We start from the raw sequence: 23,080 nt of genomic DNA on the forward strand, positions 1-23,080 counted from the left end.
ATAGTGGGCGACCCGCGCTATTTACTGGTTCTTTATTATCATGTCCGACGATCTGTTACTCGCCCTCGAAACCAAGCTGGATAAGCTGATCCTGCTGTGCAGCCGTTTGCAGCAAGAAAACACCGAGCTCAAAACCCGCGAAAGCGAATGGCAGCGCGAGCGTGTACGCTTGATCGAGAAGAATGATTTGGCGCGCAGCCGCGTGGAAGCCATGATCACCCACCTACGTAACCTGGACGCTGAGTAATCGAGGCATCAATGAGCAACGAAACTGTTTTTGTAAAAATCCTCGATAAAGAATACCAAGTCGCCTGCCCACGTGAAGAGCGTCAGGCACTGATTGAATCCGCCCAATTGCTCGATGAGCGCATGAAAGCGATTCGCGGCACTGGCGCCGTGATTGGTTTGGAGCGTATCGCAGTGATGGCCGCGCTCAACCTGAGCCATGAATTACTGCAAGCCAAAACGGCCGGCGCGAGCACGGGCGGAGCAGCAAATCACAGCGATTTATTGCGTTTGAACGAAAAATTGGATCGCAGCCTGTCCAATCTGAGCTAACAAATAACCCTGATTTCCCCCAGCGCCCGCCCTATGCGGGCGTTGTCGTTTTTACGTACTGATTAGTCCGCAAACAAATTGCCGCATCCATAATCACAAGCCCAATTCAGTGATTTTTACCAGCCCCGTTTAAGACGATTAATTGCTAAACGGTTATATAACCCAATCATAATTTCATTTGCGGAAGCTGGGTAACCTTGGGTTATACTGGCGCCACGCCCTGGAATGTTTGCAAACCGACAAGTCCTTGAGCCGATTTCCACAAAACTGGTGGTGTCTCGTTGTGTTTGGTGTGCATGTCCGCCTGACGGAAAGCCTTAAAAACCACAGGTGCTACCTCCTTGAACCTATGGGTTCAAGGCCAGCTTGGTAGCGGCATTTCGGGGTATCTTATTTCTCTTCCCTGTTTCTCCTTTAAGGCTATTTATGGCCGATTCGCTTGATTCTCCGTTTGGCAATAATCCATCTACCGATAATCTCGCTCAGGCAAAAACCAGCCTGCGTCAGGAATTGCGTGCGCGTCGACGTGCATTGAATCCAACCCAGCAACAACAGGCTTCGCTGTTCCTCCTGCGCCAATTGATGCAAGTGCCGCAAATTATGCGCGCGCGCAATGTTGGAATTTACATCGCCAATGATGGCGAGATAGATCCAGCGCCCATTGCCCAACAACTGTGGAAGATGGAAAAGCATTGCTATTTGCCCGTATTGCGACCGGGAAAAAGCCGCGAGCTGTGGTTTATTGAATACAAGCCTGATGCGCTGCTGACTAAAAATCGTTTTGGGATTCCCGAGCCGGATTTTCGCGACTATCACAAATTGCCCGCGACGCTTATCGATGTAGTGTTAATGCCCTTAGTGGGATTTGATCGGACGGGCGCACGGCTGGGAATGGGTGGCGGTTTTTACGATACCACCTTCGCCTTCAAACAAAAGAAAAAGCCGGGAAAACCAGCCTTGATTGGCTTGGCGCACGCCTGTCAGGAAGTGGAATCGCTCGCCACCGAAAGCTGGGACATTCCGCTGTTTGCTATCGCCACCGACAAAGAAATTATCCTCACCTAAGGGCGAGCTAAAAAATCTTACCGCGCAAAAAACAACTCCCGCCGAAGCGGGAGTCATTGTCGAAAATTCCGTTTATGTTCCTGTCACTTTATTCAGAGGTCGTCTCTACTGCAGCCTCTGCAAATGATACTAAAGCACCTACATCCAACAGGGTTACCAACACTCCCAAGCAAAACAAAACAAACACGACGGAGAGGACATCAACTTTCATGGTTGTAACCTTGCACAATATTATTTTTGAAAAAAACAACATCAATTACATAACCACAAAACAGCATACGGCTGTGGTGTGAATAAATAATAGGCAAGCTTTTGTAATAATGAAACACGTGTCATTGAAAATTTTACAAAATTCCGTTTGATGGCGCACAAATGCACGCATTTTTGCGAAAGTATCGACTTTTTCTAATCACATCGATAAAAAATAGCGGGGAATAACGGGGATTTCGCAGAAGTTGTGCAGAACAATCAAGCGCAGTTGCATGCGGTTATGTGTTGTTGCGTGTAGTTGCGCATCCTTGCGCAACTCGGGATTAATTTGCAGTCGCTGTTACACGGCTGGCAGCTTTGCCTAAACGCGTGCGTAACAACACCTCTGAAGTACTAACGGCCTGCTCACCAGTGTAGACACTCCAGCTCGCGCCTTTGTCGACACTAAACTCAATGGTCAGACCGGGCAGCGCAGCGTTCGCCAACAGCTTGCCGTTTTCGATCACTGCGCCAGGTGGTGGCAGATAGAAATCACCGCCCAACACAGCCAGCTTCGGCAACTCTTTCGCACTTAATTGCTGTGCAAATGCAGCCCACTCAGCATTGCGAGCCGCTACGTCCGGCTTATCACCTTCCCATGCCGCTTTATGCCATGCGCGTTCCGCCAATGGCACCAGACGTGGATAAATCATCTCTTCCATTTGCGCACCGGTGCGGATGGTTTCAGTCCATACCTGACCTTGCATACCGCGCAGATTCTCCGGTTTTTCCAGCTTCGGCAAGGCACGACCTACCAATGCTTCCAGGTTTTCAATCGGTGCGCCCATGCGGGTTTTGTCAGCATTGGCGTAGAGATTATCCGGCATAAAACCAAATACTTTTGCGGTGTCGGTATAACGGGTTGCCCAGTAGTAACCGCGCTCTTCCGGATTTGCTTCGTACGGATGATCGAAATACAAATGGGTTGCAGGCGATAAAATTGGCTCGTAGCCAGCATTCGCCAAACGATAGGCGCGGTCAGCTACGCCCCACTCCCAAATGTTATCCCAGGCATTGGCCAGTACGTGTTTGTTGGCAAATTGGCTGCGGTTGAAAGTGTTGACCGGATCGTACATCAAGCCGTCTTCCCAACCCGCCAAATCCAATCCGCGTGCAGCGCTGAGCGCGGCAACTTTGCTTACAAAGTAAGGTTTCAAATCCGCAGGGCCAGCAACACCTTGGTCGCCTTTGGCAAAGAGTGCGTTACATGCAGGTGATGCAGTCCATGAACCAGCACCGGTTTCGTCGCCGCCCATGTGGAAGGTCACGAGTTTGGTGCCCGCTTTGCGATACATTTGTTGCAGCTCGTACACCACTTTATCGACAAACGCGTAGGTCGATGGCAAGCACACGTTGATCGAGTTATCGGTGTAACTTTGCACCGTCAGGTATTGGGATTTGTCTTCCGGATCAGATAACAAATACTGCTCGGCTTCCGCTTTTTTGCCAGCTTTCAGCAGTTTTTGGTAACGCGCTTCCATCGATTTCACCGCTGCGCGGGCGTGGCCGGGCATATCGATTTCAGGAATCACATCGATGTGACGCGCGCTGGCGAATTTCAAAATTTCGATAAAATCAGCGGTTGAGTAATAGCCATTACCGGAACCATTTCTGTGCGGGCCAGTGCCCAATTGGGTCAGCAAACAGCTTTGCTCGGTGAGATCAAAACAGCGGTGCGCGCCCACATCCGTCAACTCCGGCAAGCCCGGAATTTCCAAACGCCAGCCTTCATCTTCAGTCAAATGCAGATGCAATTTGTTGAGCTTGTAACGCGCCATCTGCTCGATCAAACGCAGTGTTACATCTTTGCCATGGAAGTTACGGCCCATGTCGTAGTGCATGCCGCGCCAGGTGTAACGCGGTGCATCGCTCGCGGTGAGTTGCGGCAAACTGTGGCTGCTGCTCGCTTGCGCAGGCAACAAGCTCAGCACACTCTGGATTCCGTAGAAAGCACCAGCGTTATCGCTGCCGACGATGGTGATTTTGTCGGCCGCAATCGTGAGGTTGTAGGCTTCGGTTTTTTCGATAGAAGCATCGACTTTCACTTCGATCACTTTGCCAGTGGCCGCTACGTGATCAGCAGCAGAACTCACAGTTACACCGGCCGCTTTTAATTGATCGGCAAAATATTTTGCTTCGCTGGTGAGACGACCGGCGTAGCGAATTTGCCAGCTGCTATCGAGTGTTACATTGCCTTTGCGGTATTTCACTTCGAGCGGAGTCGGAATGATTTTCGGGCTGGCATCCAACTTGGCGGATGCCTGGTTTACCGCGAGGTTTTCCTGATAACGGCTTGCCGCTGTGGCAACCGCATAGAGATCAGCATTGCCGCCACCCGAGCGCAACAACTGCTCTGGTTTGGTGAATGGATCGACAAAATTTTTCACTTCTTCCGTATCGGTATTGGCAAACACCACCGGATTCAAACCTGCCTGGGTGATAAACGCGCGCGGCATAAAATCGGTGTAACTCACCATGCTGGCGCTGGCGGTGTAGGGAACCTCAAGGCTCGCACCTACGGCGAGGCCTTTAAAACCGGCGGTGGGCGCCAGCTCGTGCAAATCGCCCTGCACATGACGCAGGGTCAGGCCTTCTGGCGCAGCATCAAGCTTGCGCACCGAATGGAAGTAAATCCGCCAATCGCTTTTGCCCGCAGGCAAAGCAACACTGGAATCATTTTTCAGGGTTAATTTCAGCTCGGGTTTGGCCGTGAAGTTGCTCACGGTAGCAAAGCGCAATTCGGCCTTACCGCCAAATTCACCAAGTTGCTGCTGGGAGAGGCCCGCTGCCAAGGCGCTATGGGCAAGACCCACCGCCAGTGTCAATGCGCTTAAGCGCGCGAATAAATGTCGACCTGCAGATTTCATTATTAATACTCCCGCCCTTTTCGTTGGCTGATAAAGACTCGTGTGATTATGTGGTGCTATTTATAAAGTTGACTCGATTTATGGCGTTGATTTTTTCTGACAACGTTGTCCAGATTACACCAAAAATAACGATTCGCCAGTTTCTGAACATAAATTAACCCTTAATAACGCCAGCGATTACCGACCGAGCCAACCAAGGGGGGCAATACAAAGACAGGGGCAAAAAATAAGGGCGCCGAAGCGCCCTTATTGGTGTCGAGTAACAACGGGAATCAGCTCAGAAAGAACTGAGCCGCCTCGTTTTTGGTTTCATCCCAGTAGGGATAATTCAGCTCGTTCAGGAATGTTTTCAGCTCGGCGTAATCTTTTTTCGGCACTTGCATACCGACCAAAACACGCGCCGACGCCGAACCGTGGTTGCGGTAATGGAACAGCGAAATATTCCAGCGACCGGCCAACTTGGTTAGGAAAGTCATCAAGGCGCCCGGGCGCTCGGGGAACTCAAAGCGATAGAGGACTTCATCGGTCAGCTGCGGTGCATGGCCGCCGACAAGATGGCGGATATGCAATTTCGCCAGCTCGTTTTCAGTCATATCGACCAAATCATAACCCTGGCCTTTTAATTCGTTCACCAGATCAGCGCGATCATTTCCGCCAGCCGCTACTTGCACGCCGACAAAAATCTTCGCCGCCGTTTCATCCGCGTAGCGATAATTAAACTCAGTCACATTGCGCTTGCCCAACGCTTTGCAGAATTCTTTATAGGCACCCGGACGCTCGGGAATGGTCACCGCCAAAATTGCCTCGCGCTGCTCGCCGATTTCAGTGCGCTCGCTGATGTAATGCAGGCGATCAAAATTGATGTTGGCACCGCTGACGATAGCCACCAGGGTTTGGCCGGTGATGCCTTTTTCCGCCGCGTATTTTTTCAAACCGGCAACACTGGTCGCACCGGCAGGCTCGGCAATCGAACGGGTATCTTCAAAGATATCTTTAATACCCGCACAGATTTCATCGGTGCTAACGGTCACGCACTCATCGACGGTTTTGCGCAAGATGCGGAAAGTTTCCTCGCCAATTTGTGCCACGGCTATGCCATCCGCAAAGATGCCGACTTGCGGCAGTACCACGCGCTTTTTCTTTTCCATCGCCGCTTGCAAGCAGGCGGATTCTTCCGATTCCACCGCGATTACTTTGGTGTCCGGACGCAAATATTTAATGTAAGCCGCGATCCCCGCTGCTAACCCACCGCCGCCGACCGGAACAAATACCGCATCGATTTTGCCCGGGTACTGACGCAGGATTTCCATCGCCACTGTGCCCTGCCCCGCGATCACATCTGGATCATCAAAAGGGTGGATATAGGTGAGGCCTTTTTCTTCCGTCAATTTTTTCGCGTGCGCGGATGCTTCATCGTAGCTATCGCCGTGCAGCACAACTTTGGCTCCGCGCGCGCGCACTGCATCCACTTTAATCGCCGGTGTAGTGCGCGGCATAACGATAGTGGCCTTGATTCCCAGATGCTGCGAACCCAGCGCCATACCTTGGGCGTGGTTACCGGCCGATGCGCAAATCACGCCGCGTGCGCGCTCTTCTTCAGTCAGCTGTTGCAGCTTGTTGTAAGCACCGCGCAACTTGAACGAGAACACCGGCTGCAAGTCTTCGCGCTTGAGCAACACATTGTTGCCCGTGCGCTGCGATAACAAACGCGCGCTGTCGAGCGGGGTTTCGATGGCCAGATCGTAGATGCGGGCATTGAGGATACGTTTTATGTAAGTTTCAGGCATGACGGTTCTTGCTTGGAGGGAATGAAAAAAGTCGCCGCAGTGTAAACAATTTAGCCGCTGCTGGCACGGCGAAAATCCGTATAATGCCGTCAAGTTTTTACAGCATCCACCACCTGTGCTCAGCAAATAAAAAGCCAATCCCTCCCCTGCCCTCCCTTTTTCAAAGGGAGGGAGTTAGTACCCCCCTTTGAAAAAGGGGGTCGCCGAAGGCGGGGGGATTTGAACTAAACCAGAGACCGAACCATGACCCAAGACGAACTCAAACAAGCGGTTGCCCGTGCAGCAATCGAGTACATCACTCCCAAACTCCACAACGATGCCATCATCGGCGTCGGTACCGGTTCAACGGCCAATTTCTTTATCGACTTTTTGGGCGATATCAAACACCGCTTTGCCGGTGCCGTTGCCAGCTCCGATGCCTCGGCCGCGCGCCTGAAAAAACTCGGGATCGATGTGCTCGACTGCAATTCCGTGAGCGAATTGGTGGTGTACGTGGACGGCGCCGACGAGAGCAACGCCTATTTGCATTTGATCAAAGGCGGCGGCGCCGCGTTGACGCGCGAAAAAATCGTGCGCGCGGTATCGAAAGAATTTGTGTGTATCGCCGATGAAAGCAAATGGGTTGATGTGCTGGGCAAATTCCCGCTGCCGGTAGAAGTGATTCCCATGGCGCGTTCTTACGTCGCGCGCGAACTGGTCAAAATGGGCGGCACGCCGGTGTATCGCGATGGCGTGGTCACCGACAACGGCAATGTAATTCTCGATGTGTACAACCTGCAGATTACCGATCCGGTCGGGTTGGAAACCAGCATCAACCAAATTACCGGTGTGGTCACCAACGGCCTGTTCGCCGCCAAAGGCGCTGACGTATTATTGCTCGGCACCAAAGACGGAGTGAAAACGCTTTACCCTCGCTAATCGACAGGCTCAGGTTACATGCAAAAATTTTATAACAAAGCCATTGCGGGTCTGGTTAGCTTGCTAGCTGTGACCTGCCTGCTGGGTTATTTTTGCGTGGACAACACCTTCCTGCGCTTATCGCTCTTTCCCGCCGCTAAAAGTGCCCTGCCCTGGTATGCCGAACCGCACACGGATATCTATCAGGGCGGCAATTCCAGCCTCACGGTGCTGGACGACAAATTTAGCCTGGACGCCAACTTTACCCTCTCGCGCCAGGCGCAATACCCCCTCGCGGCCATCACTATGGTCTTTGGAAAACCGGGCAAAGTGGAGCTGGTTGATCTCTCGCCCTACGACAAAATTGTGTTCAACGCCAAATGTACCCACGCCAATTCGCTCAGCTTTTCGGTGGCGACTTTTGACGAACAAGTTTCGCAGCGCGAAGATTTTGTCAGCTATCGCGCGCCCGCCACGTTTTTTTCCTGCACGCCCGAGTGGACGCCAATTACCCTCGACTTGACCCGCATGGAGATCCCGCAGTGGTGGTTTGATAAATTCAATGTGGAGTTATCGCACAACAAATACATCCTCGATAAAGTGGCGAAGTTCAGTTTTGGCAACAGTTTCCAAACGCCCTTCGAGGTAGAAACCAATATCCAGCTGAATGAGATGACCCTGATCGGACACAACTGGGCTTATCTCTATGGTTTGGCCGCTTTCGTGTTGCTGTCATGGGGCGGCTATGCGTTCTGGTTTTTCCGCCAACACACCCTCGCCCTGACGCGCGAGCTGCACGACAAAATCCAACGCGACCGGCCATTAGTGGCATACCAACAGCTGTCGGTGGAGCCGCTGCGCGATAAAGACCGCAGCGCCATCCTGCATTATATGGCGACCCAATATGCCAACACCGATTTGACCATTGAGGCAATGTCTTCAGCGATTGGCGTGAGCCGCACCAAGATTAATGACATCCTCAAATCCGAGCTGGGTTTTACCTTTACCGGCTACCTGAACAAGTTGCGTTTAACTGAAGCGACCCGTTTGCTGGTGCAAGAGGAGGATGCAAACATTGCCGAGATCGCCTATTCGGTCGGCTATAAAACCGTCTCCTACTTCAATAAATTATTCAAAGAAGAGTACCGCTGCACCCCCAAAACTTACAAAAGCCTGTGCGACAAAACTGCCCATAACAAGGTTTGAATCCGCCCTACCTCTAGCCTCATCACTACCACTTCTGCCAAGCCACCCAACAATTTCTACAACTTGTCGTAAAAAAACTTCAACTTTTTTTAAATTGGTATGATTTTTAGACCAAGAATTAACCTCGCCCCGCCATTTTAAGCAAACTCACCTCACCACTACTCTCTTGTTGAAGTTCAACCATTTTGGACTTACGCAATTGTTGGGACGTTACAAATCATAAAAAGCCGCGCCAGCAGAGCGAGCTTTCAAACAACAATAACTCAGAGGTCCGCATGCGAATCCTAATGGCACTCGTGCTATCCAGTTCTTTATTAACTATGGCCGCATGTGGCGGTGGAGGCGGCGGTGGTTCAACACCTGCACCGGCCAGTTCGAAAGCTGCCGTTTCTTCGCCTGCGTCATCGCCCGCCAGTTCTGTCGCTGTGTCATCCAGCCTTGGTTTGTCATCATCGACTCCTGCCACTTCATCATCGAGTACGCCCGCGACTGCGGGTCTTTATCCCAGCTATAACCTGAATCCGCTACCGGCGGATGGCGTCGGCATGGAGAGCAGCGCTATCCAAATCGCGAGCAAGATCAGACTGGGCTTTAACATCGGCAACACCTTGGAAGCGACCGGGGGCAAATCCGAAACCTACTGGGGCAATCCGAAAATCACCAAAGAGTTTGTCGCCTTTGTTAAACAATCCGGTTTCAGTGCGATCCGCCTGCCCGTCTCCTGGGATCAATATGCCAATCAAACCACCGCTGAAATCGATGCGAATTGGCTAGCGCGCGTCAAAGAGGTGGTGCAGTACGGCGTGGATAGCGATTTGTATGTGATCGTGAATATTCATTGGGACGGCGGCTGGTTGGAAAACAATGTCGTACCGGGAAAACAGGCGCAAAACAATGCCAAACAAAAAGCGTTTTGGGAGCAGATAGCCACCTTATTGCGCGACTTTGACGAGCGTGTTCTGTTTGCCAGCGCTAACGAGCCCAACGTTGAAGATGCGGCACAAATGGCCGTACTGAATTCGTATCACCAGACATTCGTCGATACCGTACGCGCTACCGGCGGCAAAAACGCCCAGCGCGTCTTGATCGTGCAAGGTCCGGCTACTGACATCGATAAAACCAACAAGCTCTGGACGCAAATGCCGACCGATACCGTCACCGGCAAATTGATGACCGAAATCCACTTCTACAGCCCTTGGAACTACACCGGCATGACCAAGGACGAGAGCTGGGGCAACCAATTTTTCTACTGGGGCAAAGGTTTTCACTCCACCACCGATACCGCCCACAACCCAACTTGGGGTGAAGAAGATTATGTGGATGCGCAATTCAAACTCATGAAAACCCAATTCGTGGACAAGGGAATTCCCGTGATCATGGGTGAGTACGGCACAGGTGTTCGCAAGAATTTAACCGGCGCCGACCTGCAATTGCATCTGGATGGCCGCGCCCATTACCTGAATTACCTCACCAAACAAGCCATCGCCAACGGACTGGTGCCGTTCCTGTGGGACATAGGCGAATTGCTGGATCGCACCAACAATAAAGTACTCGACCAAAAAGCGTTTGATGCACTCATGACGGGTGCAGCCCAATAACAATTTGCTCAGAGAGATGATGGAATATGACCACAAATACTTCACCGCTGGACACCCATGACTTTACTACGAATCCCTACTTACAGGATAAAAACAATCTGTTCGCCGCAGTGGGCGATGCCAACCAACTCAAGCCGTTTATATCCTTCAAACCCCTTGGTGGTTGCACTGCAACCGCCTCAGGCCAAGCCATTATCCTGTACGTGGTTTCCGGAGAGGCGTCTTACTCTGACTCCACCGGCAAACGCGGCACGCTGAAGCAAGGTGGCTGGTGCTGGATTATTGCTGGCTCTGGTATTCGCTACACCATCACTCCCACGACACCTGACTATCAAAGTATGGAGCTGCGCGTGGCGCTCACTCCCGCGCTGGAAAACTCGCCGCCCCAAACCGCCTCCCGAGAACCTGAGCCAACTACGCCACAATTGTTACTTGGCTGGCATGGAAAAAACCGCAGCGATTTTGCGACGCCATCGCAAGTCAATTACCTGGTGGTGCGCCTCAACGCACATCAGGACTGGGATTATGAGCTGCCGTTAAACCACAAGTTTGCGTGGGTGGCGGTGGTCAGTGGCGAGGTAACAACCACCAGCGGAAAAATACTGAGCGGAAATATGAAGGTATTTAACCACCCCACGACAAAAATCGAATGCCGGGCGCATTCAAGTTCGATGCTGGTGGTGGGTTCCTCAATGGAATTTGGCTACGACCTGCTCTTTCATCAAGAGTCGATACACACTTCACTTGAGGCATTGAGACAAGGTCTGAAAGGCATTTCCGATCTAGCCACAGACTGACGCGTGATTACTCGGTATAAGCGATTAAGTCGGAGCCTTCAGCCGCGCTAGTTTCGCGTAAATTCATATCGATACCGAACAAAAAACAACCAAAAAGCCGTGCACCGAGTCACATCTTTCCTATACTCGAAAAACCCACTTCCGGGTTTTTCGAGAGTATTTCTATGTTTTCCTTTTCTAGCATCCAGGCGCGCTTGCTTGTTGCAGTAGGCGCCGGGATTGTGCTGTTTGTGATGATCAGCGGCATTGCCATCTCCCTGCTTAGTAACACCATCGCCGATTACAACCGCTTGATTGCCGGTTCGGTTGCGCAGGAGCGCGCTATCAACAACATGAACTACCAGTTCAAAACACAAGTACAGGAATGGAAGAACGTACTCTTGCGCGGTAAAGACCCACAAAAACTGGCGCAGTACTGGGCACAATTTGAAACCTTGCACCGCGATATCCAGCAACAAGGCGCCCATTTAAAAGACGAGTTACACGATGACAGCCGCGCGAAAGTCGAAGCATTTTTAGCGGCACATGCGACCGCGTTCGAGCGCTATAAAACCGGTCTGGAAGATTTTAAAGCCACCGGCTTTGACCCAGCCGCTGGCGATGCAGCAGTTACCGGTATCGACCGTGAACCGAGCAAATTGCTGGAAGAATCCGCCCAAATGATCACCGCCCGTGTTGCTAGCGATACGGCGATGAATGTCGAGGCGAGCAAAACCGTATCCTTCTGGGCGAGCGCACTGATTCTGATCGGTGGTGTGCTGGTGGTGTTTCTGGTGCTGGTGATTTTGCGCAAAAGCCTGATCACACCACTCTCTAATATCAACGATCACCTCGCATTACTTGCCGATGGCAACTTCCGCGAAAAGCTGCGCTTCTCCGATAAAGGCGAGCTGGGCAAACTGGGCGCGAATATCCAGCAGGTACAACAGAGCATTGTGCAGGTAGTCACGACCGTGCAGAACTCGATGAACAAGTTGGCCGAGGCATCGAGCCAAATCAGCCAAAGCGCCACGGCTGTTGCGCGCTACACCGACCAGGCGCACCACTCGACTGATCAGGTATCCGCCGCAATTACCGAGATGACCGCGACGGTGCAGGAAGTGGCGAGCAACGCTGGCGGCGCCGCTGATGCCGCGCAAAACGCAGACAAAAATGCGCACCAGGGTTTGAAGATCATGGATAACACCCTCGATGCCATCAACCAATTGAGCAACGAAGTTAACCACGTCGGCAGCGCCATGACGCAATTGGAAGCGGATACCAATCGCATTGGCAGCGTGCTCGATGTAATCAAAAACGTTGCCGAACAGACCAACTTGCTCGCGCTCAATGCCGCGATTGAAGCCGCGCGCGCCGGTGAACAAGGGCGCGGTTTTGCGGTGGTGGCCGATGAAGTTCGCTCACTCGCCAAACGCACTCAGGATTCCACCGCCGAGATCCAGCAGATCATTGAAGCGGTGCAAAAAGGCGCGGCCAATGCGATGAACGCGATGAAAACCAGCCAGGGCAAAACCGGCGCGACTCTAGAGATGGCCGGTCAGGCGGGGCAATCGATCAACCAGATTACCCAGTCGATCACCGCTATTTTGGGCATGAATATGCAGATCGCCACCGCAGCGGAAGAGCAGAGTTACACCGCCGAGGAGATTAACAAAAATATTATCCAGGTCGTTAACCTGATCGATAGTTTGAATCAGGATGCGCGCAAGTCCGAGCAGATTGCCCGCCGTCTGGACGACACCACCAAAGACCTGGAAACCCAAATCGCGCACTTTGCGGTTTGATAGCGAGTAATTCCAGACGAAAAAAAACCGGGCTATTGCCCGGTTTTTTTATATCTACACCAGCGGAATTATTGGCGACGACGCAAACGACCCAAGCCCAACATGCCCAAACCGGCCATCAACAAAATCAGGATAGATGGCTCAGGGACTTCAGTCTCTGGCGGCGTGTAATCCCAGTAGTAGTGATGGATTTGGCCAGAACCAGTGTAAGACTTGGCAGCCAGAGAGCCGTCAATGTCGTTCATGATTTTTACATCGGCATCCACCGCCAACACATTACCTTTCCAACCATTACCCAGATTCAGACTGGTGGCATCGTAGAAATTCCACAGGATGTTGGAGTAAGTGCTGTTGGTAAAACCACTACCGCTCAGGTTTACCGAACCCGGGTTGCTCAGGTTAGTACCGGATACGTTGATAACGACATTAGCCGCATTGCCAAAATTCAACTGCCAGTTGGCGTTGTTGGCAAACAGGTCTGCGCCGGCGATATTGAATACCACCAAATCAGTCGCCAAACCGCCGTAGCTGAGAGTGGTGCCAGAAACATCACCAGTCAGGCCAAAGCTGCGATAAAAATCTGACTCTGCACTCAATACATCGTAGAAAGAGTCCAGCTTGTCAGACACCGCAGTCACGTCATCCAACGCGCGGACGCAAGAATTTTGCGGCAGGCCGGATTCGTTGCAATTCAAATTGCCAATGGTTTTAGTGCCGCCGTAACCCAAATAACCATTCTGGATAGTCAGGTTGGGGGAGTTTACGTTGCCAATAACTTCTACATTATTGGTCGCATTGAAAGCGGAATCGGTCAGGTGTGAGCCAAACTCACCGCTGGACTTCAGATCGCCGCCAATCACCGCTTGGCCATAAACCTTCACATTGCTGTTGGTGTTCAGGTCACCAAATAAAATCAGGTTGTAGTCGCTCAGCGGACCGGCAGAAGCCATCGCCGAGAGCGAGGCAACACCGAGTGCTGCTGCAAATTTTGAGTAGAACTTCATAGCTATTCCTTGAGTAGTGGTCTTGTCATTGTTTTTAAAACTGCCTCTTCTAAGCACATCCTATGCCTTTTTTATTTTTTCCTTTCAAATCAATATTTGACGCCAACTAATGCCAATCACATCACACAAAACTGTCAATTTCGCCGACAGTTATTAATTGACAGCGAAAGACATCTTTTTATTGATAAAAAATAACAATCAAAAAATAAACTAAAAATCACTGCGAAAAACAATAAAACAACAACAAAAAAAGCCGCCTGTCAGGGCGGCTTTTGCAGACCAAATTCGTACGTAGATCACTCGTAAAGTTTAGGTAATTCACTCTCAAATAAAACGTAGGGATGTGCAAAAAATGTTTTGAAATCTTCCGCCGTGGTTTGGCCGGTATAGGGAGCAAAAAACTGTTCGGATTTTTCGCGCGCGCTGTTGGCGTTGCGCCACACCATCATGTAGGTAATCTGCTGCGCTTCTTCACCGGCGAGGATTGGGTTGAGGACGCGCTCGGTCCAGAAATTGGGAATGGTCAGGCGGTTGTTGCCAGTTTCGGTCAGCGCAGCGATTTTGTTGCGTACCTGCGCGATTTTCACAATGCCTTTGAGCGCGGCGACAAAACCGGCTTTTTGTTCGTCGGCCGAGGCGGTGTTGGAGTTGTGGCCAACATCCCAGTAGTTATCAAGGCCAATGACATCGACATATTCATCGCCCGGGAAGGCGTAGAAATAGCCGCTCTCAAAGGCTGCCAAATCGATGCGGCTGCGGTCGGGTGAATAGGCGTAAATCAGGTTGTGCAGGCCTTTTTCATCGCGCAGGTATTTAACAGTGAATTGCCAGAGCGCGATGTAATCCTGCTCGCTGGCGTTGCCTTTGCCCCACCAGAACCAGTCGCCATTGTGCTCATGCCAGGGGCGGAAAATAATCGGAATGTACTTTTTATTGCCTGCCGCATCAGTCACGGCCAAGCCTTCATTGAAGGCAACAAAAGTGTCGAGATAGGCTTTCAAGGTATCGTGTTTGGAGCCGCCGGGAATAATGTCGTGCACGGTCGGGGTTTTGTCCCAGGAGTTGCCACCCGACACCGGGCTGTACATATGCCAGCTGATGGTGATCACACCGCCGCGGCTATAGCCGGCTTTGATCCAGTCTTGCATCTGCTTGAAGTTAACGCCATCGAGGTTTTTCTCGTGCCCCAATTCCAGTCCGCCCAACTCCCAACCGTAGAGCGCCGGATTCGAGCCGGTCACATCGCGGATATCGGAGCGGTCCAAATCCCCTTCCCAATTTACGCCGTAGGCAAGGCTATCCTCATGGCCGAACAACATGTGCTTGCCGCGCAATCCGGCGAGATTGTTGTAGAGCGCGAGGGTTTCCGCCGAGGCAAACTTATCAATCAACTTGTGAGCGTGGTGATTGGCCGCAGGTTCGGCGGCAGTTACGGTTGCGCCGGGCGCCGCTTGGGGCGCGGGGGATTTATTATCGCAGCCAAGCAACAAACTACTCACCATCAGTAGCGCCGCAACGGGGCGAAAAATTAGTCGAGATGTCAGCATAAAGGACTCCTGAGGATCAAAGATCATTATTAGAATGGTCGAGCACACACAAATGTAATCGGTTTCAGAAAGCGGATACTACCAGCTACAGACCGGGATTAGACCATGATCCAAGGTAAAAAACTGTTGAGCTGCGCCCGACTTTTGCCTAGCCTTGCGCCACTTATCCCCATAGCGCCCTGCGCAGCGACCACTTATGGATTTCAATTTCCCCGCCATCGGCATAGTGCACTCCTGCTTTAAGGAGAAATTCGGCATCCCCCGTCAGCCGGGTCTAGCACCTTTGGCGCGCGCGGAAATCGAGCTGCTGCCGCCCTACGATGACCGCAGTGCATTTGACGGTTTGGACGGCAGCAGCCATATCTGGATTCAGTTCGTCTTCCACGCCAACAAGCGTGAAGATTGGAAACCCAAGGTGAAACCGCCGCGCTTGGGCGGCAATAAAAGCCTCGGCGTATTTGCCACCCGCTCGCCCACGCGCCCCGCGCCCATTGGTTTGTCCGTGGTCAGGTTTGAAGGAGTTGTCGAGCGTGCGGGAAAACTATTCGTGCAAATCAGCGGTGTGGATTTATTGGAAGGCACGCCGGTATTGGATATCAAACCCTATGTGCCCTATGTCGATTGTGTGCTCGAGGCGGAAAACCACTTCGCGGCAGCGCCGCCACAATTGCTCGCCGTGGATATCCCCGCTCAACTCATGGCCGAGTGCGTCGACTACTGGAAACGCACCGGCACCGACCTCGCTGGATTGGTCACCCAAATCCTGCAACAAGACCCGCGCCCACAATACCAGCAGCCGGAACCCGAGCGGATTTACGGCATGAAACTGCTCGATCTGGACGTGCGCTGGCGCTACATCGAAGATGATGGGCATTACCGAATTCAACTGACCGGACTTATTTCCAGCCAACAACCCTAAGGATCATCGCTGATGAAATCGACTAAAAAATTCCTGATCTCCAGCTGCCTGCTGGCGCTGCCCTTAAGCCTTGTTGCATGCAACGCGACTCTGCCGCAGATCGCGGAAACTGGCGCAAATGTTGCCGGTGCTGCGGGCTACAACAACCAAGCGCAATTGGTGCGCGGCATTAAAGAGGCACTGGAGCTGGGCAGTAATCGCGCGGCGACCAGCCTGTCGGCAACCGGCGGCTATGCAAACAACCCGCTCTATCGCATCGCACTACCTGACAATGTGCAATCGCTTGCTGGCAAATTGCGCCAATTAGGTTTGGGCGGCCAGTTGGATAAAGTGGAAGCGCTGATGAACCAGGGAGCAGAGAAAGCGGCGGTCGAAGCGAAAAGCGTATTTGTCGATGCCGTGCGCAACATGAGCGTGACCGATGCGCTGGGCATTATCCGCGGCGGCAACACCGCAGCCACCGATTACTTCCGCATCCAAACTGAGGCGAGTTTGCGCCAGCGCTATCTGCCGATCATCCAGCAAAACTTGCAGCAAATCGGTTTTTACAACCAGTACCAGCAGCTGCTAAGCACTTACAAAATGCTGCCGATTGCCAACAAACCCGATCTGGATCTGGAGCAACATGTGCTGAATCAGGCGCTGAATGGATTGTTTAAACAGGTGGCGGTGGAAGAACAATTGATCCGCAAAGATCCAGTAGGGCGCGGCAGCCAGATTATTGGGGCTGTCTTTGCTCAGAAGTAGAAAAAACAAACACGCGGCCAGTTAACCGTCGCGTGTTTGTCTTAATCGGGAATGATCAGGAAGATAATTCCGCCGCATCTTTAGGCGCGGCCGCCGAACGCCTGGCATCGGCGATCATCCAGTAGAACATCGCAAGTCCACCCGCCGACAAGAGCACACCGACCCAGCCGGTCGAAGCGAAACCAAAGCCGGCATCAATCGCGATACCACCTAAAAACGCACCCGCCGCGTTGGCGAAATTGAATGCAGAGTGATTCATCGCAGCGGCCATGGTTTGGGCTTTGCCCGCCACGTCCATCAAACGGATTTGCACCGCCGGGCCAATCACCACCACGGTGCCTACACAAAATACGGCGAAGCAGGCGAGCAGCAGGTGCGAGGCAGTGAGCGCAAAAAAGGCGCAGACCACCATCGACCAAATCAGGCAGCGCTTAATCGTCCCGAGCAAATCGCGGTCCGCCATACGCGAGCCGACGATATTGCCGGTCACCATGCCCGCACCAAAGAGCGCCAGTACAAAAGGCACGCCCATTTCGGTTAAACCAGCGAGGCTCATCAAGGTTGGTTTGACGTAGGAGAAAATCGAAAACAGGCCGCCAAAACCTATAGCGCCTATGCCGAGCGTGATCCACACCTGGCAATTGGTAAACATCGACAGCTCATGGGCGATACGCACGCCCTCTTGCGGTGCTTCTTTGGGGACAAACTTCGCCACACAAATCGCCGACGCAAGGGCGATCAAGCCCACCAGAATAAACGCCGAGCGCCAGCCCAACCACTGGCCAAGACCCGTCGCGACCGGCACGCCAATCAGCGTCGCCACCGACAGCCCCAACATCACATAAGCTACCGCGCGGGCGCGCATATTGGGCGGCGCGAGCGATGCCGCAACCAATGAGGCAATGCCGAAAAAGGTGCCGTGGGGGAATCCACTCAGCAGGCGCAAGGCCAACAGCGATTCATAATTGGGCGCAAGCGCGCTGGCGATATTGGCCGCGGCATACAGCCCCATCATCACCACCAACATGCGCGTACGCGAACGGCCTGTACTGAGGATCGCCAGCAGCGGCGCGCCTATCACCACGCCCAGCGCGTAGGCGCTAATGGCATGACCGGCTTGGGGGATACTGATGGAGAGAGAGGAAGAAATTTCGGGCAGCAAGCCCATGGAGATGAATTCGCCAACACCTATCGCAAAACTGCCCAAGCCTATGGCGAGGAGCGCGATGTAAAATGTTGATGAAGGCACTTCGTTCGATACAGCTGAAGAAGATGACAAACCTTGAACCTCGATAGCTATGATCATCCAGAACAGACGATCGGCCGCGCCATTATAAGGACTTGCCGTTACAAGGGAGTGTAAAAAAAGACTATAAGTCTAAGTAGAATCACTCATGTGAGCGCGCTGGCGCCTTTAGCCACCAGCAGAAATATCCTTGCGCTCCGCCCTGTAGTGACTGCTTTTCCCCTGTTTGCCTGTGGTATGATGCGCGCCAATTTTCAGCCCTCGCCGCTATCCTTGCGGCCCCTCTGTCTCCCGTTTGATGCCATTGCTCCCGGAGACGCCGCTGCACCGCTTTCACACTTTAGGAGTTGTCCCCATGAGCAAGACCTCGTTAGACAAAAGCAAGATCAAGTTTTTACTGCTGGAAGGCGTGCATCAGTCAGCGGTTGATACCTTGCACCAACAGGGTTACACCAATATCGATTACCTGAAAACCGCGTTGGGCGAAGACGAGTTGATCGAGCGCATTCAGGATGCCCACTTCGTTGGCCTGCGTTCACGCACCCAACTGACTCGTCGCGTATTTGAAAATGCGCCCAAGCTGATCGCTGCTGGCTGTTTCTGCATCGGCACCAACCAAGTGGATTTGAAAGCGGCGCAAGAACACGGCGTTGCCGTTTTCAATGCCCCCTACTCGAACACCCGCTCGGTTGCCGAGTTGGTTATCGCTGAAGCTATCCTGTTGCTGCGCAATATTCCGCAGAAAAACTTTGTCTGCCATCGCGGCGGCTGGGATAAATCGGCAGTGGGTTCTTACGAGATCCGCGGCAAAACCCTCGGCCTGATTGGTTACGGTTCTATCGGTAGCCAAACCAGCGTACTGGCTGAATCACTGGGTATGAAAGTGCAGTTTTTTGATGTGATCACCAAACTGCCACTGGGCAATGCCAGCCAAGTTCGCTCATTGGATGAATTGCTCGCGACTTCTGACATCATCAGCCTGCACGTGCCGGAAAACCAATCGACCCAAATGATGATTGGCGCCCGTGAAATCAGCCTGCTGAAGCCAGGTGCGATTTTGATTAACGCCTCGCGCGGCACAGTGGTAGATATTGATGCACTGGCGGATGCCATTAAATCCGGCGCTGTCGCCGGTGCTGCCATCGACGTATTCCCGGAAGAACCAAAAGCCAACGGCGACGAATTTATCAGCCCATTGCGCGGCTTGGACAATGTGATCCTGACCCCGCACATCGGCGGCTCGACCATGGAAGCACAGGCAAACATCGGTATCGAAGTGGCTGAAAAGCTGATCAAGTATTCCGATAACGGCACTACCACCAGCTCGGTTAACTTCCCTGAAGTTGCCCTGCCCGGCCATCCGGATGCACATCGCCTGCTGCACGTACATGCCAACGTTCCGGGCGTGCTTTCGAAGATCAACAAAATCTTCTCCGACAACGAGATCAACATCTCCTCGCAATACCTGCAAACCAACGACAAGGTTGGCTACGTAGTGGTTGATATCAACTCGCCTTACAGCGAAGTAGCGATTGAGCAATTGAAGAACATCGAAGGGACAATTCGCTGCCGCGTGCTGTTCTAAGCAACGCAAAAAACGTTGCTAGCTCCATAAAAAAACGCCGCATTAAATGCGGCGTTTTTGTTTTCGGCTACTGCAAAAGTTACGCAACCGAACTCGCTTTACTGGCCTTACGCGCTTTCCAAGCCTCGTACACAATCGGCAGTACCGACAGCACTAGAATCCCGAGAATCAGCAAAGTGAAGTTCTTGCGCACCACTGGCAGGTTGCCGAACCAGTAACCGGCGTAGAGGAAAATCCCCACCCACAGCAGCGCACCAATCACGTTGAACATCATAAAACGCTTGTAACCCATGCTGCTCATACCGGCGGCAAAAGGCGCAAAGGTGCGGAAGATAGGCACAAAACGAGTCATCACTATAGTTTTACCGCCGTGCTTTTCGTAAAACGCGTGGGCGCGATCGAGATAATCGCGGCGGAAAATTCGGGATTTGGGATTACTAAACAGCCGCTCGCCAAAGAAATGCCCGATGGTGTAATTGACCGTGTTGCCCAAAATCGCCGCACTGATTACCACCAGCGCCATCAGGTTTACATCGAGCGTGGTGCCCACTACCAGTGCGCCGGTAGCAAACAAGAGTGAGTCGCCTGGCAGGAAGGGGGTGACCACCAAACCTGTCTCGCAAAAAATAATCAGGAACAAAATGCCGTAAATCCACAATCCATATTGGTTAAACAGCTCGATCAGATGCTGGTCGACATGCAAGATAAAACTGATGGCTAGTTGTATAAGTTCCACGGTATTTCCTTCGTTTAAGAGTAAGTTTAAAGGTGTCTTGAAAGAGGTTCAGGGCAATTTACCAAAATAGTCCTGCAATTTTGCGAATACTTGGTGGCGATACTCATCGCTCTCGTTCACCAACTGGTGACCGGCGCCTTCAATAAAATAGAGCCGCGCGCGCGGCAGCTTACGTGCAAGTTGCTTGAGGTTGTAGCGCCAAGCCACGGTCTGGTCCTCAGTTCCCTGCAAAACCAATACCGGTCTATCAAGGGAGGAGAAACTGCGGAACTGCTGGTTCCAGGCTTTCATCGCCCCCACCCAGCGCACCGATAACCAGGGCGATTGTAAACAATCTTGCTCATCCACAAAGCGGAGAAAGTCAGGATTATGGGAATTGCGCGAATGTTTGCGCGGCATGCGTTTGATAAAACGATGCACCAGCGCATACACAAAACGCCCCGTGCCCCATCCTCTGGGCAAAATCAGCGGCGCACAAAGTGCGATACGCGCCAGACGCGGCGCAGTGCGATTGACCTCATAGCGCCATAAATGATTCAACAATACCGCCCCGCCAGTGCTCTGCCCCATCGCAAACCAAGGGGCAGGCAATAATTGCTGCGCATGGGTCAAGACAACATCCAATACATCGGCATAGCGATCAAAGGCATCAATAGACGCACGCTCCCCGCTGCTCAGGCCATGCCCGGGCAGATCAAAGGCGACTACCGCAAACCCTTGCGCCAGACCGAACTCTATCGCATTGCCATAAAGCCCCACATGGTCATAGTAGCCATGGACAATCACCAGTGTCCCCTTGGGTTTTTCTGGCAACCAATAATGGGTAGCAATACGGAAACCACCGGTATCAATGGCTCCAAAGCCGTGGCGTACACCGGTTTCGGTCTTGGCAAAATTGATCCCATAAAAATCGAGGTAAAGCTGCGCTGTATCGCCCTTTGCCCAAGCACTGTCCGGCTCGATAGAAAAATGCAAATTTGGCATTTGCTGAAACAATGCTTCACTGTGACTATGATTAAAGTGTCGCTCGCCTTGGGATGAAGACATAAAAAATAGAATCCACAGGTAAATGAAAAAATGTAATCGATATCACGCCTGTCCGTCTATCAGCACACAGAAGCCAAAGCATGCGCTAGGTAGAATGACCGCGACACATTGAGCGACACACACTAAGCGACACAATGGAATGCATCCTCTATAATCCTGACCAACCCACAGGCTAATCGGCTTGGCCTGACTAATCCAGACCTAAAAACACATAACAATGACAACCAGGGTTTGACCACAATGCAAAAACACATTTTCAACATACACGATGTGATTCTGTTTATGACAGTCGCTGAGTGTATCCTGCTAGTGATTTTCCAGGCGATACTTCCAGTCAAAAACCAACTCGCCAACCGGCTCTTAAGTATTTTTCTGTTATCGATTGCCATCAGTTCCGCGTGCATCATGGTACTGTGGAACGACGATGTGATGTTATTTGATTTATTTGATGAAACGCTATTGCCGTATTTTCTTGTCATCGCGCAATTATTAAAAGGGCCGATGCTGTTGTTCTATGTTATTGCGCTCACTGAAGATGCATTTAAATTTACCCGAAGGCATTTACTCCACCTTGCGCCAATTGTGTTAACTGTTGGATGGTTGTTGGTATTCCAGATCGACAGCTCCGGCCTGCGTTTCAAAACACCCGGCCAAACAGAAACTGAACGCCAGCTCGCAAACAACGTGTGGCATTTTATTAAAATCATGCCGTTCTTTTATGCATTGGCTGCGGTTAATCGCGTGCGTTTGTATCGCATTGGTTTGCACAACCAATACTCCAATTTTTCGCCGACTGAACCAACCTGGTTAAATATGTTAAGCCTCGGCTTTTTGTTTACCTGGAGCTTTTCTATTCTCGTTCACCTGATTGCCAACACCGTTGCCTTGGGTGAACCACAAATTTCGGATTTGTTTGGCATCGCTGAAAATTACATTGTCTTTATCCTGATCAACGCTCTGTTTATTAACAGCGTGGTGCATACCCATAAATTGCTCACTACCAAACCGGAAGTAGCCAAAGATAAAACCGATGAAAAACTTACTGACTCTGCGATCCAAAAAGTACAGTTAGGAATGGAAGTACAAAAACTATTCCTGAAACAGAACCTCAATATCGATGAGTTTTCAAAGCGGATTAATTTGCCGGTAAAAGAAGTATCTGCCGTCATTAACAAACACTACGGCACCAACTTTTTTGAGTTTATGAATAGCTATCGTGTAGAAGAAGCAAAGCGATTGCTGGGCGATACCCAACATGCTGATATGACCGTAATGGACGTACTGCTGCATGCAGGTTTTAACAGCAAGTCGGCCTTCCATCGCTTCTTTAACCGTTTGGTTGGCATGTCACCCACGGAATACCGCAAACAACATCTGCATAAAGAAACCAAAGCAGCTTAGTTGATTGTGCTTTACGCCCGTGCAATGCGGGCGCAAAGCA

20 protein-coding genes and 1 other RNA gene are annotated in these 23,080 nt (G+C 51.8%); 13 read left to right on the forward strand and 8 right to left on the reverse strand.

Annotation, left to right across the window (positions count from 1 at the left end; all coding sequences use genetic code 11):
- The first annotated feature begins 40 nt into the window (after positions 1-40).
- The 4 genes from AAGC78_RS18500 to AAGC78_RS18515 all read left to right on the forward strand — a co-directional run bounded on the left by AAGC78_RS18500 (position 41) and on the right by AAGC78_RS18515 (position 1,623).
- Positions 41-247 carry a TIGR02449 family protein gene (locus tag AAGC78_RS18500; RefSeq protein WP_435785587.1) on the forward strand — a complete coding sequence of 69 codons (207 nt, stop codon included), beginning with the start codon at positions 41-43 and terminating at the stop codon, positions 245-247.
- Between the two features lie 11 nt (positions 248-258).
- Positions 259-558: a cell division protein ZapA gene (locus AAGC78_RS18505; RefSeq protein WP_435785588.1), complete on the forward strand. Its 300-nt coding sequence runs from the start codon at positions 259-261 to the stop codon at positions 556-558.
- 214 nt (positions 559-772) lie between these two features.
- Positions 773-949, forward strand: a non-coding RNA gene (ssrS, locus tag AAGC78_RS18510) — 6S RNA.
- 35 nt (positions 950-984) lie between these two features.
- On the forward strand, positions 985-1,623 hold the full coding sequence (locus tag AAGC78_RS18515) for a 5-formyltetrahydrofolate cyclo-ligase (RefSeq protein WP_435785589.1): 639 nt from the start codon (positions 985-987) through the stop codon (positions 1,621-1,623).
- A gap of 88 nt (positions 1,624-1,711) precedes the next feature.
- Here AAGC78_RS18515 and AAGC78_RS18520 read toward each other — a convergent pair whose 3' ends face one another.
- From AAGC78_RS18520 to ilvA, 3 genes are all read right to left on the reverse strand, one after another.
- Positions 1,712-1,834 (reverse strand): hypothetical protein, encoded by a 123-nt coding sequence (locus tag AAGC78_RS18520; RefSeq protein WP_435785590.1) that lies wholly within the window; start codon positions 1,832-1,834, stop codon positions 1,712-1,714.
- A 322-nt stretch (positions 1,835-2,156) separates the two neighbouring features.
- Positions 2,157-4,739 (reverse strand): family 20 glycosylhydrolase, encoded by a 2,583-nt coding sequence (locus tag AAGC78_RS18525; protein ID WP_435785591.1) that lies wholly within the window; start codon positions 4,737-4,739, stop codon positions 2,157-2,159.
- A 272-nt stretch (positions 4,740-5,011) separates the two neighbouring features.
- Entirely contained in the window at positions 5,012-6,526 is a 1,515-nt protein-coding gene (gene ilvA, locus AAGC78_RS18530) for a threonine ammonia-lyase, biosynthetic (RefSeq protein ID WP_435785592.1), read from the reverse strand.
- A gap of 243 nt (positions 6,527-6,769) precedes the next feature.
- On the opposite strand from ilvA, the gene rpiA reads away from it, so the two are divergent.
- The 5 genes from rpiA to AAGC78_RS18555 all read left to right on the forward strand — a co-directional run bounded on the left by rpiA (position 6,770) and on the right by AAGC78_RS18555 (position 12,808).
- Positions 6,770-7,444, forward strand: coding sequence for a ribose-5-phosphate isomerase RpiA (gene rpiA, locus AAGC78_RS18535; protein ID WP_435785593.1), 675 nt, complete (start codon positions 6,770-6,772; stop codon positions 7,442-7,444).
- A gap of 18 nt (positions 7,445-7,462) precedes the next feature.
- On the forward strand, positions 7,463-8,629 hold the full coding sequence (locus AAGC78_RS18540) for a helix-turn-helix domain-containing protein (protein ID WP_435785594.1): 1,167 nt from the start codon (positions 7,463-7,465) through the stop codon (positions 8,627-8,629).
- Positions 8,630-8,904: 275 nt separating this feature from the next.
- On the forward strand, positions 8,905-10,227 hold the full coding sequence (locus AAGC78_RS18545; RefSeq protein WP_435785595.1) for a glycoside hydrolase family 5 protein: 1,323 nt from the start codon (positions 8,905-8,907) through the stop codon (positions 10,225-10,227).
- Between the two features lie 26 nt (positions 10,228-10,253).
- Positions 10,254-11,024 carry a pirin family protein gene (locus tag AAGC78_RS18550; RefSeq protein ID WP_435785596.1) on the forward strand — a complete coding sequence of 257 codons (771 nt, stop codon included), beginning with the start codon at positions 10,254-10,256 and terminating at the stop codon, positions 11,022-11,024.
- Positions 11,025-11,188: 164 nt separating this feature from the next.
- Complete coding sequence (locus AAGC78_RS18555; protein WP_435785597.1) at positions 11,189-12,808, forward strand: methyl-accepting chemotaxis protein; 1,620 nt, start codon at positions 11,189-11,191, stop codon at positions 12,806-12,808.
- 68 nt (positions 12,809-12,876) lie between these two features.
- Here the strand turns inward: AAGC78_RS18555 and AAGC78_RS18560 are convergent, their stop codons facing one another.
- Both AAGC78_RS18560 and AAGC78_RS18565 read right to left on the reverse strand, forming a co-directional pair.
- A complete protein-coding gene (locus AAGC78_RS18560) occupies positions 12,877-13,812 on the reverse strand; it encodes a choice-of-anchor A family protein (protein ID WP_435785598.1) in 936 nt (311 codons plus the stop codon).
- 296 nt (positions 13,813-14,108) lie between these two features.
- Positions 14,109-15,359 (reverse strand): glycoside hydrolase family 26 protein, encoded by a 1,251-nt coding sequence (locus AAGC78_RS18565; RefSeq protein ID WP_435785599.1) that lies wholly within the window; start codon positions 15,357-15,359, stop codon positions 14,109-14,111.
- Between the two features lie 196 nt (positions 15,360-15,555).
- On the opposite strand from AAGC78_RS18565, the gene tsaA reads away from it, so the two are divergent.
- Positions 15,556-16,278: a tRNA (N6-threonylcarbamoyladenosine(37)-N6)-methyltransferase TrmO gene (gene tsaA, locus AAGC78_RS18570; protein ID WP_435785600.1), complete on the forward strand. Its 723-nt coding sequence runs from the start codon at positions 15,556-15,558 to the stop codon at positions 16,276-16,278.
- Between the two features lie 12 nt (positions 16,279-16,290).
- A complete protein-coding gene (locus AAGC78_RS18575; protein ID WP_435785601.1) occupies positions 16,291-17,025 on the forward strand; it encodes a DUF4197 domain-containing protein in 735 nt (244 codons plus the stop codon).
- Between the two features lie 55 nt (positions 17,026-17,080).
- On the opposite strand, the gene AAGC78_RS18580 is transcribed toward AAGC78_RS18575, so the two are convergent.
- Positions 17,081-18,304, reverse strand: a complete 1,224-nt coding sequence (locus AAGC78_RS18580) for an MFS transporter (protein ID WP_435785602.1) — start codon at positions 18,302-18,304, stop codon at positions 17,081-17,083.
- A gap of 322 nt (positions 18,305-18,626) precedes the next feature.
- On the opposite strand from AAGC78_RS18580, the gene serA reads away from it, so the two are divergent.
- On the forward strand, positions 18,627-19,856 hold the full coding sequence (gene serA / locus AAGC78_RS18585) for a phosphoglycerate dehydrogenase (protein ID WP_435785603.1): 1,230 nt from the start codon (positions 18,627-18,629) through the stop codon (positions 19,854-19,856).
- Positions 19,857-19,935: 79 nt separating this feature from the next.
- Here serA and AAGC78_RS18590 read toward each other — a convergent pair whose 3' ends face one another.
- On the reverse strand, positions 19,936-20,592 hold the full coding sequence (locus AAGC78_RS18590; RefSeq protein ID WP_435785604.1) for a DedA family protein: 657 nt from the start codon (positions 20,590-20,592) through the stop codon (positions 19,936-19,938).
- A gap of 48 nt (positions 20,593-20,640) precedes the next feature.
- Positions 20,641-21,639, reverse strand: coding sequence for an alpha/beta hydrolase (locus tag AAGC78_RS18595; protein WP_435785605.1), 999 nt, complete (start codon positions 21,637-21,639; stop codon positions 20,641-20,643).
- A 240-nt stretch (positions 21,640-21,879) separates the two neighbouring features.
- Between AAGC78_RS18595 and AAGC78_RS18600 the strand changes: the two genes are divergently transcribed.
- Positions 21,880-23,040 carry a helix-turn-helix domain-containing protein gene (locus AAGC78_RS18600; protein WP_435785606.1) on the forward strand — a complete coding sequence of 387 codons (1,161 nt, stop codon included), beginning with the start codon at positions 21,880-21,882 and terminating at the stop codon, positions 23,038-23,040.
- Positions 23,041-23,080: the final 40 nt, after the last annotated feature.

Origin of the sequence: Cellvibrio sp. (assembly GCF_039207905.1) — a bacterium.
Lineage (GTDB): Bacteria > Pseudomonadota > Gammaproteobacteria > Pseudomonadales > Cellvibrionaceae > Cellvibrio.